At 63.1% G+C, this 12953-nt stretch carries 12 protein-coding genes; 6 read left to right on the forward strand and 6 right to left on the reverse strand.

The genetic code is table 11. The annotated features are described in order from the left end of the window. Positions 1–110 precede the first annotated feature (110 nt). Positions 111–848: an intradiol ring-cleavage dioxygenase gene (locus NKJ84_RS07045; RefSeq protein WP_502904013.1), complete on the reverse strand. Its 738-nt coding sequence runs from the start codon at positions 846–848 to the stop codon at positions 111–113. A gap of 183 nt (positions 849–1031) precedes the next feature. On the opposite strand from NKJ84_RS07045, the gene NKJ84_RS07050 reads away from it, so the two are divergent. Further along, positions 1032–2099 (forward strand): CobW family GTP-binding protein, encoded by a 1068-nt coding sequence (locus tag NKJ84_RS07050; RefSeq protein ID WP_352505892.1) that lies wholly within the window; start codon positions 1032–1034, stop codon positions 2097–2099. A 153-nt stretch (positions 2100–2252) separates the two neighbouring features. Then, positions 2253–3227: a WD40 repeat domain-containing protein gene (locus NKJ84_RS07055; protein WP_352505893.1), complete on the forward strand. Its 975-nt coding sequence runs from the start codon at positions 2253–2255 to the stop codon at positions 3225–3227. An 8-nt stretch (positions 3228–3235) separates the two neighbouring features. Here NKJ84_RS07055 and NKJ84_RS07060 read toward each other — a convergent pair whose 3' ends face one another. After that, positions 3236–3691 (reverse strand): hypothetical protein, encoded by a 456-nt coding sequence (locus NKJ84_RS07060; RefSeq protein ID WP_352505894.1) that lies wholly within the window; start codon positions 3689–3691, stop codon positions 3236–3238. Between the two features lie 158 nt (positions 3692–3849). Here NKJ84_RS07060 and NKJ84_RS07065 point away from each other — a divergent pair, with 158 nt between their 5' ends. From NKJ84_RS07065 to NKJ84_RS07075, 3 genes are all read left to right on the forward strand, one after another. Next, positions 3850–5232: an aspartate aminotransferase family protein gene (locus NKJ84_RS07065; RefSeq protein WP_352505895.1), complete on the forward strand. Its 1383-nt coding sequence runs from the start codon at positions 3850–3852 to the stop codon at positions 5230–5232. A 14-nt stretch (positions 5233–5246) separates the two neighbouring features. Next, entirely contained in the window at positions 5247–6668 is a 1422-nt protein-coding gene (locus NKJ84_RS07070; RefSeq protein WP_352505896.1) for a glutamine synthetase family protein, read from the forward strand. Positions 6669–6754: 86 nt separating this feature from the next. Then, positions 6755–7477 (forward strand): UdgX family uracil-DNA binding protein, encoded by a 723-nt coding sequence (locus NKJ84_RS07075; RefSeq protein ID WP_352506055.1) that lies wholly within the window; start codon positions 6755–6757, stop codon positions 7475–7477. A 1-nt stretch (position 7478) separates the two neighbouring features. Here the strand turns inward: NKJ84_RS07075 and NKJ84_RS07080 are convergent, their stop codons facing one another. The 4 genes from NKJ84_RS07080 to NKJ84_RS07095 form a co-directional block, all read right to left on the reverse strand. Continuing rightward, positions 7479–8744, reverse strand: coding sequence for a glycerate kinase type-2 family protein (locus tag NKJ84_RS07080; protein WP_352505897.1), 1266 nt, complete (start codon positions 8742–8744; stop codon positions 7479–7481). Beyond that, positions 8741–9244, reverse strand: a complete 504-nt coding sequence (locus tag NKJ84_RS07085) for a heme-degrading domain-containing protein (protein WP_352505898.1) — start codon at positions 9242–9244, stop codon at positions 8741–8743. Before NKJ84_RS07085 ends, NKJ84_RS07080 begins: the two co-directional genes overlap by 4 nt. Positions 9245–9318: 74 nt before the next feature. After that, a complete protein-coding gene (gene guaD, locus NKJ84_RS07090; protein WP_352505899.1) occupies positions 9319–10632 on the reverse strand; it encodes a guanine deaminase in 1314 nt (437 codons plus the stop codon). 1 nt (position 10633) lies between these two features. Beyond that, positions 10634–11851: a urate hydroxylase PuuD gene (locus NKJ84_RS07095; RefSeq protein WP_352505900.1), complete on the reverse strand. Its 1218-nt coding sequence runs from the start codon at positions 11849–11851 to the stop codon at positions 10634–10636. Positions 11852–11990: 139 nt separating this feature from the next. On the opposite strand from NKJ84_RS07095, the gene NKJ84_RS07100 reads away from it, so the two are divergent. Next, entirely contained in the window at positions 11991–12911 is a 921-nt protein-coding gene (locus tag NKJ84_RS07100) for a LysR family transcriptional regulator (protein ID WP_254816018.1), read from the forward strand. Positions 12912–12953: the final 42 nt, after the last annotated feature.

Genomic DNA, 12953 nt, shown 5'->3' on the forward strand with positions numbered 1-12953 from the left:
GCTTTGCCGGCAAGCATCGCGGTGTTCGCCGTGGCTAATGCCAGATGTTTATTTCAGTTAGATGACAAACGACTTTCTGGAAGGGCTGGATGGGACATGACGAGGCGTTCTCAACCGGCCTTCACCGCGACCACCATCAAGGCCTGAAAGGCGTCCGCCATTTCCCGCAGCGCTGCCTGCGACAGCAGCCCGGCCTGCCGCGCAATGCCGTCCCGCGCGTTCGATGTATCGCGTTTGCCCGGGCGATCTTTATAGGGCGCGACGGTGGCGAATATCTGCTCGCTGAGGCTGTCGGGGAAGAACATCTGGCCGGTCATTACGGAGCGGTCGTCAGGGAAAATCTTGAAATGGATGTGGGTGGTGCGGCCGCGATACCAGCCGGGATAGATGGTGGCGAAAGAAGCGATGCCGCTTTCATCGGTTCTCTGCCAGCCCCGCAGAAAACTCTGGCCGGACGTGTCGATATCCTGCCCGTCGCCCTGTCCGGGATAACCGGAATAGGCGCCCTGGGCGTCGCAATGCCAGATGTCGACGCGTGCGCCGGGAAGCGGCCGGCAGGCGGCGTCGACGATTTGCAACCGCACATTGAGGGCGATGCCCTTCTTGCCCTCGGTGATATCGGCGCGTTCGAGCTTCGGGTCGAAATAGAACGGCCCTTCGGCGACCTCGGGCGTGATGGCGCAGACGCCGGCACCGGCTTCGAACAAAGTAAGCCCGGCATAGGGCGAAACCTTCCCGGCCCTTGCACCGGCGGGCAGGAATATGCCGCCAGCGGTAGCCGCAACCAGACGGAGCGCCTGCCGACGGCTTAGTGGCAAGGACTTGTCGGAGATCTGGCATCTCTTCAATGCGAACAGCCCTCGTGAATGACCTTTGGCTGTCTAAGCCCACCGCCAACCCGCGCCAATGAAAGTTCGGCAATGTGAGGAAAGTTCGGCAATACCAGCCTCTCTTTGGTCCACCGGTTTGGCTCGTGCAAAAGCCGAGCACACATCCTATATGGAGCCGACAATCCCTATTCGAGGCACAATATGAGCGACGCACAGACGCAGATCCCCGTAACCGTCCTCACCGGCTATCTTGGCGCCGGCAAGACGACACTGCTGAACCGCATCCTTTCGGAAAACCATGGCAAGCGCTACGCGGTCATCGTCAATGAATTCGGCGAGATCGGCATCGACAACGAGCTGATCGTGGAATCCGACGAGGAAATCTACGAGATGAACAATGGCTGCGTCTGCTGCACCGTGCGCGGCGACCTGATCCGCGTCGTCGAAGGCCTGATGCGCCGGCCCGGCCGCTTCGACGCCATCGTCGTCGAGACCACAGGCCTCGCCGATCCCGTGCCGGTAGCACAAACCTTCTTCATGGACGACGACGTGCGTTCCAAGACCAGGCTCGATGCGGTGGTGGCGCTGGTCGACGCCAAGCACCTGCCGCTGCGCCTCAAGGATTCCCGCGAGGCCGAGGACCAGATCGCCTTTGCCGATGTCGTCGTGCTCAACAAGACCGATCTCGTCACCCCCGAAGAGCTGAGCAAGGTGGAGGCAACGATCCGCGCCATCAACCCGGCGGCACGAATCCATCGCACCACGCGCGCCAGCGTGGCGCTGTCCGAGGTGCTGGATCGCGGTGCCTTCGACCTGTCCCGGGCGCTGGAGAACGATCCGCACTTCCTCGAGGCGCATGACGATCACGACCATCATGATCATGATCATGACCACCACCACCACGATCACGACGGCCATTATCACCACGATCATGACGGCCATCATCATGCGCACCCTTCCGACATCCATGACGTGACCGTGCAGTCGGTGTCGCTGCGCGGTGGCGAGATGGACCCGAAAAAGTTCTTCCCGTGGATCGAGAAGGTCACCCAGATGGAAGGCCCGAACATCCTGCGGCTGAAAGGGATCATCGCGCTGAAAGGCGATGACGAGCGCTATGTCATCCAGGGCGTGCACATGATCATCGAGGGCGACCACCAGCGCGCCTGGAAGGACGGCGAGAAACACGAGAGCCGGCTGGTGTTCATCGGACGCGAACTCGATGCCGAGCGGCTGAAGACAAGCTTCGAGGCCTGCCAGGCCGCTTGATTTTAGCTACCTTCTTCCTTTTCCCCCTTGTGGGAGGAGGGGCAGCCGCAACGCTGGCGCTCTCTACTCACGACGATCCGAAGCACGGGTTGAGACGGGCGGCTCAACCCCTTAAGGGTGAGGCAGCAGAAACCTCGGACGGAATTATCTCTCATGCCCACAGTCGCCCCGCTCGATCTCGAAGGCCACTGCCTCGCCGCCGTGTTCCTCGGCGACGTGCCGCACTTTGCGCTGGCTGACGGCACAATCCATCGGCTCGACCACGGCCACAAGACGGTGCAGGCCAATGACGGGATGCTCGCCGCCTTCCATGATGCGGCGAACGACCGGCTGATCACCGGTGGTGAGGACGGCAGGATCTTTGCCGTGACCGCTGGCGGCAATACCGCGGAATTGGCGACCGCAGGCAAAAAATGGATCACCAGCGTCGCCGCCGGGCCGCAAGGCGCTGCTGCCTATGCTTCGGGCAAGATTGCCTATGTGCGCTTTGCCGACGGCAAAACCAGGGAATTCTCGCATCCGCGCTCGGTCGAGGGGCTGGCCTTCTCGCCCAAGGGCATGCGCTTCGGCGTTGCCCGCTACAATGGCGCGACGCTGCATTTCCCGGCCGCCGACGGCAAGCCGGTCGAACTCGAATGGGCCGGTGCCCACACCGGCATCACCTTCTCGCCGGACGGCGGCTTCGTCGTCACCACCATGCAGGAAAACGCGCTGCATGGCTGGAAGCTCGCCGACGGCAAGCACATGCGGATGTCCGGCTACCCCGGCAAGGTCAAAAGCCTGTCGTGGAGCGCCAAGGGCAAATGGCTGGCGAGTTCCGGTGCGCCGGCGGCGATCGTCTGGCCGTTTTCGGGCAAGGACGGGCCGATGGGCAAGGCGCCGCTGGAACTCGGCACGCGCGGCAATGCGATGGTCACCTCCGTCGCCTGTCACCCGAGCCAGGACGTCGTTGCTATCGGCTATGATGACGGCATGGTGATGGCGGTGCGTTTCGCCGACGCCAGGGAAGTGCTGTTGCGCCGGCCGGGCAAGGGCGCCGTCACCTCGATGATGTGGGACAGGCAAGAGCGCCGCGTCGCCTTTGGCAGCGCCGCGGGTGACTGCGGCGTCATCGATATTTCGGCGTAGCCTGTTACTTACTCGGCTCCGCAAGATACTTTGCCGGTCAATTCATCCGGTTTGCCGTCCTTTTCGGCATCAGCCGTAACATCATAGATTGAGAGCAAATAGCGGCCGTCATAGACGCCTTCGTCGCTGGCCTTGGTCAGGATCGCCAGTTCGACATAGCCGTAGGCGTTCTCGACCTGCCGTTCGTGGTAGACGAGCAGCCGCAGTTCCTTGTTGTCGAGCCAATATTGCGTGAGGTTCTGATCCCCGAACACCGTCTTGCGCAGACTGTCGGCAGCCGGCCTGCCCAGAATTTCGAGCTCGCCGCTAAAATTGAAGGTCGGCCCGCCCATGCCTCTGGTGACCCCGGCACCGACCTGAAATTTGACGGCTGCATCCTCGGCGGAACACCAGATGCCGCCCGACCCCAGAGCCGCACCAACCGACGACAGCAGCGTTGCTGCGCAGACGATCGCCCGCACCATCTTGTCCCCTCCGGCCGAAGTACCATTGGCGCCCGAAGGCGGCTCGCGGTCAAGCGCCTGTTTCCATTTAAATGACCGCTGACCCAATACAGGGCAGCCGCCCGGCCAATTGCGGTGGCGGATGCCGATTGTCTAAACTGCGACTGAGAGGGGCCGCCATGAACGTCATCGACCATGCAAAGACTTCCATCGGCGGCATCGGCCCGGCCCGGATCGCCGAGTTGTACGAGACCGAGGCAGAAGTCTTCCGCCAGGCGCGGCCGAAATCGATGGCCATAATCGGCAATGGCTTGCCCGGCTTCTTCGGCGGCGTGCCGATGCACTGGATGAACGACTGGCCGACGCCTTTCCCGATTCTGGTCGACAGCGCCAGGGGCGCCACGATCACCGACATCGACGGCAACCGACTGGACGATTTCTGTCTTGGCGACACCGGCTCGATGTTCGGCCATTCGCCGCCGCCGGTCGCCCGCGCCATCCGCCGGCAGGCCGGACGCGGCCTGACCTATATGCTGCCCAGCGAAGACGCACTGGCCATCGGACCGCTGCTGCAACAGCGCTTCGGCCTGCCTTTCTGGCAGATCGCAACGACGGCGACCGACGCCAACCGCTTTGCGCTGCGGATTGCCCGCGCCGTCACCGGCCGCGAGAAGATCCTGGTCTTCAACGGCTGCTATCACGGCTCGGTCGACGAGACGATGGTGCGGCTGATCGACGGCAGACCGGTCAACCGGCCGGGATTGGCCGGCGAGTTCCGCGACCTGACGCGGGCAACTGATGTCGTCGAGTTCAACGATCTGCCGGCGCTCGACGCGGCTCTCCGGGGCAACGATGTCGCCTGCGTCATCACCGAGCCGGTGCTGACCAACTCCTGCATGGTGCTGCCCGAAGCCGGCTTTCATGATGGGTTGCGGCGTCTTACTCGTGCGACCGGCACGCTGCTGCTAATCGACGAGACGCATACCATCTCGACCGGACCCGGCGGCTATACGAGGAAATTCGGGCTGGAGCCTGATCTGTTCGTGCTCGGCAAGCCGATCGCCGGCGGTGTGCCGGCCAGTGTGTGGGGGATGAGCGAGGACGTCGCGACCCGCTATGCCGCCTATAACAGGGTGAAGGAGCCGGGCTATTCAGGCATGGGGACGACACTGTCGGGCAATCCGCTGCAATTCGCGGCGATGCGCGCCACATTGGAAGAGGTGATGACCGACGAGGCCTACGGCCATATGGATCGTCTGGCGCGGCGGCTCGACGCCGGACTGACCGCCGTCATCGACCGCTACCGGCTGCCCTGGCATGTCTCACGTGCCGGCGCCCGCGTCGAGTTCATCTGCGCGCCCGGCCCGCTGATGAATGGCGGCCAAGCGGAAGCAGCCCATGCGCCCGAACTCGAAGCGGCAATCCATGTCGCGCTGGTCAATCGCGGCGTGCTGATCGCACCCTTCCACAGCATGATGCTGATCTCTCCTGCGACCAGCGCCGCCCAGGTGAACCGGCTGATCACTGCCTTCGGCGCAGTTGCGGCAAAGCTTACGGCGTGAGACAAGCTTGCGGCATGAAACAAGCGCCCAAGCAAAGTTTGAACCTGGTCACGACATCCCCTTCGGGCTCGACGCCCGCCGAGGCGCAGGCCTTTCTCGACGCTCACCCCGAAATCGAAGCGTTCGACATCGTGCTGACCGACGCCAATGGCGTCGGGCGCGGCAAGATCGTGCGCCGGCACGAACTGATGAGCATCTTCGAGAACGGCCGGCACATGCCGATCTCGATCCTCGGCCTCGATATCACCGGCGAGGACGTGCACGAGACCGGGCTGATCTGGACGACTGGCGACGGCGATCTCCGGGCATGGCCGATCCCTGGCACGCTGGTGCCGCTGTTCGGCACCCAGCCGCCGCGCGGCCAGGTGCTGATGGCGATGTACCATCTCGACGGTCAGCCGATGTCGTCCGACCCGCGGCTGGCGCTCGCCCGCCAGGTGGAGATCCTCGCGGCCAAGGGCCTGCATCCGGCCGGCGCCTTCGAACTCGAATTCTTCCTGCTCGCCAACGAGCGCGATGCCGAAGGCAAGGTGCAGCCGGCGCACGCGGTGCTCGACGGACGCCGCTCGGCCAAGACGGAGGTCTATTCCGTCGATCATCTGCACGGCATGGAGCCGCTGTTTTCCGACATCTATGCTGCAGCCAAGGTGCAAGGCATCCCGGCCGAGACGGTCATTTCCGAATATGCGCCGGGCCAGTACGAATTGACGCTCAACTACCGCAAGGATGTGATGCGGGCGGCTGACGATCTCGTCATGCTCAAGCGTCTGGTGCGGGCGCAGGCGCGCCGTCATGGTGTCACCGCTTGCTTCATGGCCAAGCCGATCGAGAAATATGCCGGCTCGGGCATGCATTTTCATGTCTCGCTGCTGGACGATGCCGGCAAGAATGTCTTTGCCGAAACCGGCGGTGAAAGCTGGTCGCTGCCGCTGCTGCGCGGCCTCGGCGGACTGATCCAGACGATGGCGGAATCGATGCTGGTCTTCGCGCCGCATGCCAACTCGTGGCGGCGCTTCGTCTCGCAATCCTATGCGCCGGTGGCGCCGACCTGGGGCGTCAACAACCGTTCGGTGGCACTGCGTGTGCCGGCCGGCGACGCAAAAAATCGGCGCATCGAGCACCGGCCGTCGGGCGTCGACGCGAATCCTTACCTGGTGGCAGCAACGGTGCTGGCAGGCATCGTCAAAGGCCTTGACGAAGGCCTCGACCCCGGTCCCGAAACCACGGGCAATGGCTACGAATCCGCCGTCACGCGCACGACGATGCCGGTCGACTGGCGTGCCGCGATCGAGGCCGCAAGGGCGTCGAGCTTCCTCAAGGGCGCATTGGGCGAAGACCTGCACCGGACGTTCGTGGCGATCAAGCAATCGGAATATCTGCGCGTGGCGCGCACGGTCAGCGAACTGGATTATCACCTCTATCTGCACGAGGTGTAGGGCATCACATCGTCGGCCATCCGCCGTCGAAGGCGCATGCTGAATAATTTCAGCGGAACCTTCGGCGGGCTTTTCTCATTGCGTATCTGATTGCAGGAGCGAACAAGGCCGCCTTAGTCATGATCGCCAGGATGCAGACAACCCCGACGCCGCACCATGCCAAGGTGCTGGCAAGAAGCTTGCCTGCAAGCAAGTCTCCGGAAACGACAGAAATCGACGCCAGAACGATTCCTGAACTGCGCGAAACGGCCAAAATCTGCCGCCGCTGTCCCCTATGGCACGACGCCACGCAGACCGTGTTCGGTGAAGGCCCTGATAAAGCCAAGGTGATCTTCGTCGGCGAACAGCCGGGCGACCAGGAGGATCTGGCGGGCAAGCCTTTCGTCGGTCCGGCCGGCAAGGTGTTCGACGCGATCCTGGACGATGCGGGCGTCGATCGGCTGAAAGTCTACGTCACCAACGCGGTCAAGCATTTCAAGTTCGAGCCGCGCGGCAAGCGGCGCATCCACTCGAAGCCCAACGCCGGCGAGGTGCAGGCTTGCCGCTGGTGGCTCGACAAGGAGATCGATCTGATCAAGCCCAATCTGGCGGTTGCGCTCGGCGCAACGGCGGCGCAGGCGCTGCTCGGCAAGGTGGTGCCGATCATGAAGATGCGCGGGGCGGTGGTGGAGCGCGACGATGGCTTGCGTGTCTTCGTCACCATCCACCCGTCCTTCATCCTGCGCATTCGCGAGCCGGCGGATAAGCAGGCAGAACGCGACCGGTTCCTGCAGGATATGAGAGCGGTGAAAAAGCTGATGGCCGCCTGAGCTATTTGATCAATATCGCCCGGAAATCGTTGACGTTTGTGCCGGTCGGACCGGATACGAAAAGGTCGTCTACGGCATTGAATGCCGTCCAGGCGTTGTTGCCGGCAAGCATGGCCTTGGCATCGACGCCCGCCTTACGCATCCGCGACACCGTCGAGCCGTCGGCGAAGGCGCCGGCATTGTCTTCCGAACCGTCTATGCCGTCGGTGTCGGCGGCCAGTGCGTGCACGCCGACCATGCCGCTGATGCCAATGGCGAAGGCGAGCAGGAATTCCGAGTTGCGGCCGCCTTTGCCTTTCGCGCGCAAGGTCACCGTTGTCTCGCCGCCGGACAGGATCAGAACCGGCTTTGCAAACGGCCGGTTGCGCATCGCCACTTCGCGCGCGATCGCGGCGTGGACGCCGCCGACCTCACGCGCTTCGCCCTCGATGGAATCGGAGAGAATGACCGCCTGAATGCCTTGGCGCTTCGCTTCGGCCGCTGCGGCTTCCAGCGAGACGCCGGCGGAAGCGATCAGATGCACCTCGTTGCGGATAAAACGCGGGTCGTCCGGTCGTGGCGCATCGGCCGCCGGCGAATTGATATGCGCCATGACCGAAGCCGGCAGGTTCATGCCATAGGCAGCGATCGACGCCAATGCGTCCTTACGACTGCCTATATCCGGTACGGTCGGACCAGAAGCGACCAGAGCCGGATCGTCGCCCGGAATGTCAGAAACAACCAGCGAGACCACCTTGGCCGGATATGCGGCGGCCGCCAGCCTGCCGCCCTTGATCGTGGAAAGATGTTTGCGGATGGTGTTCATCGCGGCGATCGGCGCGCCGGAGGCGAGCAGCGCCTCGCTGACGGCGATCTCGTCGGCCAGCGTCAGGCCTTCGGCAGGTGACGGCAGCAGCGCCGAGCCGCCGCCCGAAATGAGCGCCACGACGAGGTCGTCCGCAGTCAGTCCCTGGACTTTTTCGAGCAGCCGCCGGGAAGCTGCGAGCCCCGCGGCATCCGGCACCGGATGCGCCGCCTCGATGATCTCGATGCGCCGGCAGGCCGCGCCATAGCCGTAGCGGGTGACGACCAGCCCTTCGATCGGCCCGTCCCACACCTTCTCGAAAGCCGCCGCCATCTGCGCCGAGCCTTTTCCTGCACCGATGACGATCGTGCGGCCCTTGGGCCTTGCCGGCAGATGATCCTTGATCGTCCTCTGGGGATCGGCGGCGGCAACGGCGGCGTTGAAGATCGAAATGAGAAAGGATTTGGGGTCTACCTCTGTCATTTTGCTTCCGCCGGCAATGCCAGCTCGCGCGCGTCGATGCGGAGATGCTCACACAGCGCATCGACGACCACGCCATGGTCCTCACGCTCCGGCAGGCCGGAGACGGCGATCACGCCAATGACGCCGGCGCCCTTGACAGAGATGGGAAAGCCGCCGCCGGCCAGCACGTAGTCGGCAGTATCCAATCCCTCGCCTGGCTTGAAGCTGCGGTCGGGGCGCTGCTGCTCCAGCACCATGCGGTAGGTGCTTTTCAGGAACCGCCGCACCACGTTGATCTTGCGCCGCGCCCAATCCGGATTGGAAGCGTTCGAGCCGGGCATTGCCGCATAGAACAGCGGCCGGTCGAAGGTTCTGATATCGACGATGATCGGCAGGTTTTCCTTGAGAGCCCGGTCGCGGATCGCCGAGCCGATCTCGAAAGCTACGGCTTCATCGAAGGCCGAAAAGACAAGCGTGGCTTCCTGTTTCGTGATCAGAGCGATGTCGTCCGCAACGGCCATGTCGTTCCCCTGTCAACTTCGCCGCACGCTTTGCAGGATGGCTGCCGCACGGTCAAGCCGGTCGCATGCGACAGCTAAACCGCCATGTCCGTCTTGGCCGCGCGGCCGGCGACATAGACCTCGCGCACGGCGCGGTCGTCGCCGAGCGTCTGCAGCAGAAACAATTCCTCGGCGAGCGTGTCCGCCGTCTCCACCCGCAGCCGCATCGCCGGCGTGGCGCGGGCGTCGAGCACGACGATATCTGCGTCGCTGCCTTCCTCCAGGGTGCCGATCTTTTCCGCAAGCGACAGCGCCTCGGCATTGCCGCGGGTCAATTGCCAGAACGACTGGAACGGATTGAGCTTCTCGCCGTTCAGCGCGATCACCTTGTAGCCCTCGTCCATGGTGCGCAGCATCGAATAGTTGGTGCCACCGCCGACATCGGTGGCGGCGGCGATGCGAAGCGGCTTCTCGCGGCGGCGAAAGCGCTGATAATCGAAAAGGCCCGAGCCGAGAAACAGGTTGGAGGTCGGGCAGAACACCGCCACCGAGCCGCTATCGGAAAGCGCGTCCGCCTCGCGTTCCGAGAGATGGATGCAATGGCCGAACATGCTTCTGCGGCCGAGCAGCCCGTAATGCTCATAGACATCGGTATAGTCGCGCGCCTGCGGATGAAGCTGCTGCGTGAAGGCGATCTCGGCATGGTTTTCCGACAAATGCGTCTGCATGTGCAGATCAGGATATTCGCGGCAGAGCGCGCCCGCCATCTCCAATTGCTCGGGCGACGAGGTGATGGCGAAGCGCGGGGTGATGGCATAGTGCTGGCGCCCCTTGCCGTGCCATTCCTCGATCAACGCCTTGCTGTCGTCATAACCCGATTGCGGCGTGTCGAGCACGCCTTCCGGCGCGTTGCGGTCCATCATCACCTTGCCGGCGATGTTGAGCATGTTGCGGTCATGCGACTCGGCAAAGAACGCTTCGGCAGATTCCTTGTGCACCGAGCAATAGGCTGCGACAGTCGTCGTGCCGTGGCGCAACACTTCATCCAGGAACAGCCTGGCGATACGGCGGCCATGCTGGGCGTTCTGGAATTTGGCCTCTTCCGGAAAGGTGTAGGTGTTCAGCCAGTCGAGCAGCTCGGCGCCGAAGGAAGCGATGACCTGCATCTGCGGAAAATGTGCATGCGCATCGATGAACCCGGGCAGCAGCAGATGTGGCCTATGGTCGATCTTTTTTGTTCCCTCGCCCGCCTTTTTCTCGACTTCGGCATAGGCGCCAGCGGCAACGATCCTTCCGTCGCGCATCAGCAGGCCGCCATCTTGCTCGTAGCGCCAGGCGGAATGGTCGTCGATAGTTTCTGGCCAGCGCAAAAACGACAGCGTGCGGCCGCGCAGGAGCGTGCTGGTCATGCTATTTCCCCGCGCCTTCGAACCAGGCTACCAGCAGTGCCCGTTCCTTGTCGGTGATCTGGGTGACGTTGGCGGGCGGCATGGCGTGGCTGCGTCCGGCCTGCAGGTAGATCTCGCCGGCGTGCTCGGCGATGCCGGCATCGGTATCGAGCATCACGCCCTTAGGCGCGTGGTAAATGCCCTCGTAGGACGGCTCCGCCGCATGGCACATCGAACAGCGGCCAAGCACCGTATCACGCACGGCGGGAAAATGCGCCGAGGCGACGTAGACCTGTGCCGCCGAGGACGTTTTGACCTCGCCGGTCAGCAGCTTCGGTGCCGTCGACAGCCAGATGATGACGACGAACAGGACGGCGGCGGCCAGCCAGGTCCAGGTCGGATTGCCTTTGCGCGCATGCCTGGTGTTGAAATAGTGCCGGATCAGCACGCCGATGATGAACACCAGCGAGGCAATGACCCAGTTGAACTCTGTGCCGAACGCCAGCGGATAATGGTTCGACAGCATCAGGAACAAAACCGGCAGCGTCAGGTAGTTGTTGTGCAGCGAGCGCTGTTTGGCGATCTTGCCGTATTTCGGATCGGGCTTACGGCCGGCGATCAGGTCGGCGACGACGATCTTCTGGTTGGGGATGATGACCATGAAAACGTTGGCCGACATGATCGTCGCGGTGATGGCGCCGAGATGCAGGAAAGCGGCGCGGCCGGTGAACAGGTGGGTCAGGCCCCAGGCGATGAACACCAGCACGCCGTAGAGCACCAGCATCAGGCCGGTGTCGCTGTTGCCAAGCGGCGAACGGCACAAGAGATCGTAAACCACCCAGCCGACGCCGATCGTCGCCAGCGACAGCAAGATGCCTGCAGGCACCGACATGGCAAGCACATTCGGATCGATCAGGAACAGGTCCGCCCCGGCATAGTAGACGATGCACAGCATGGCGAAGCCCGACAGCCAGGTGGCGTAGGATTCCCATTTGAACCAGGTCAGGTGCTCGGGCATTTCGGCCGGCGCCACCAGGTATTTCTGCACGTGGTAGAAGCCGCCGCCATGCACCTGCCATTCCTCGCCGAAGGCTCCGGCAGGCATGCCCGGACGCTGGCGCAGCCCGAGGTCGAGCGCGACGAAATAAAAGGACGATCCAATCCAGGCGATACCGGTGACGACGTGCAGCCAGCGCACGGCGAAACTCAGCCAATCCCAGAATATCGCGAAATCCATCATGAAAAATCGTCCCTGCCGATCGGCTGACTTTACGGGTTGGAGCGCAAACGGAAAGGGCCGAGACGCACGATGACTTTCAAAAAAAATTGGAAAATACTAGGCTGATCATACGCAGCTACATGAGAGCCACGAAAGCCGCATGGCCTATCTCGATAACATCGCCGTTTTCGTCCGTGTCGTCGAGCTCGGCAATTTGTCGGCGGCTGGGCGCGACATGCGCATTTCGCCGGCGGTCGCTTCCAACCGGATCAAGGAGCTCGAGAAGCATCTTGGGGTCAGGCTGTTCAACCGCACAACGCGGCAATTGATGCCGACCGAGCACGGCACGGTGTTCTACTCCGGCGCCAAGCAGGTACTGGATGCGGTCACCGAGGCGGAAGCGGCAGTCAGCGCGTTATCCGGCCAGCCGCGCGGCACGATAAAGGTGACAGCTCCGCTCGGCCTCGGGCGGCGGCTGGTGGCATCGGGCATTCCGGATTTCCACGACAGGTACCCCGATATCGAGGTGCGGCTCCGGCTTTCCGACCACAATGTCGACATCATGAAAGAAGGCATCGACGTTGCGTTCCGGCTGGGCATCATCGAGGATTCCAGCCTGAGAATGCGCGGCATTATGGAATGCGAGCGCGTGCTGGTGGCGGCCCCACAATATCTGGAGGCGCGCGGCGAACCGAGAGAGCCGCAGGAACTGATCGGCAAGAAGCACGATTGCCTGATGCTGCGCTATTCCGGCGCGCGCGAATATGTCTGGACGCTGCAGACGCCGAACGGGCCGCAAAAGTTCGAGGTGCACGGCCCCTACGATACCGATGATGGCGACGTGCTGACCGGCTGGGCGCTGTCCGGCCGCGGCATCATCAACAAACCGCGCTTCGAGGTCGAGCCGTTTATCCGCGACCAGCGGCTGAAGGTGATCCTGAGCAACACGCCGCCGACGCCGGTGCAGTTTGCCGCCGTCTATCCACACAAAAAGCTGCAGGATCCGAAGGTGCGGCTGCTGCTCGATTTCATGGCCGAGCGCTGCCAGCGGCTGATCCGGGATATTCTGGCCGGCAAATGATCGCCGGCTGGCCGGTTGCTTTCCGTCCGGCCGACGAGATAA

Source organism: Mesorhizobium sp. M0048, assembly GCF_040323405.1.
GTDB lineage: Bacteria > Pseudomonadota > Alphaproteobacteria > Rhizobiales > Rhizobiaceae > Mesorhizobium.

Bases quoted from the DNA above. Each gene is read 5' to 3' on its own strand.
- NKJ84_RS07100 (WP_254816018.1), top strand. From the start codon at position 11,991: ATGGCCTATCTCGATAACATCGCCGTTTTCGTCCGTGTCGTCGAGCTC.
- NKJ84_RS07050 (WP_352505892.1), top strand. From the start codon at position 1,032: ATGAGCGACGCACAGACGCAGATCCCCGTAACCGTCCTCACCGGCTAT.
- guaD (WP_352505899.1), bottom strand. From the start codon at position 10,632: ATGACCAGCACGCTCCTGCGCGGCCGCACGCTGTCGTTTTTGCGCTGG.
- NKJ84_RS07060 (WP_352505894.1), bottom strand. From the start codon at position 3,691: ATGGTGCGGGCGATCGTCTGCGCAGCAACGCTGCTGTCGTCGGTTGGT.
- NKJ84_RS07080 (WP_352505897.1), bottom strand. From the start codon at position 8,744: ATGACAGAGGTAGACCCCAAATCCTTTCTCATTTCGATCTTCAACGCC.
- NKJ84_RS07065 (WP_352505895.1), top strand. From the start codon at position 3,850: ATGAACGTCATCGACCATGCAAAGACTTCCATCGGCGGCATCGGCCCG.
- NKJ84_RS07085 (WP_352505898.1), bottom strand. From the start codon at position 9,244: ATGGCCGTTGCGGACGACATCGCTCTGATCACGAAACAGGAAGCCACG.
- NKJ84_RS07070 (WP_352505896.1), top strand. From the start codon at position 5,247: ATGAAACAAGCGCCCAAGCAAAGTTTGAACCTGGTCACGACATCCCCT.
- NKJ84_RS07055 (WP_352505893.1), top strand. From the start codon at position 2,253: ATGCCCACAGTCGCCCCGCTCGATCTCGAAGGCCACTGCCTCGCCGCC.
- NKJ84_RS07095 (WP_352505900.1), bottom strand. From the start codon at position 11,851: ATGATGGATTTCGCGATATTCTGGGATTGGCTGAGTTTCGCCGTGCGC.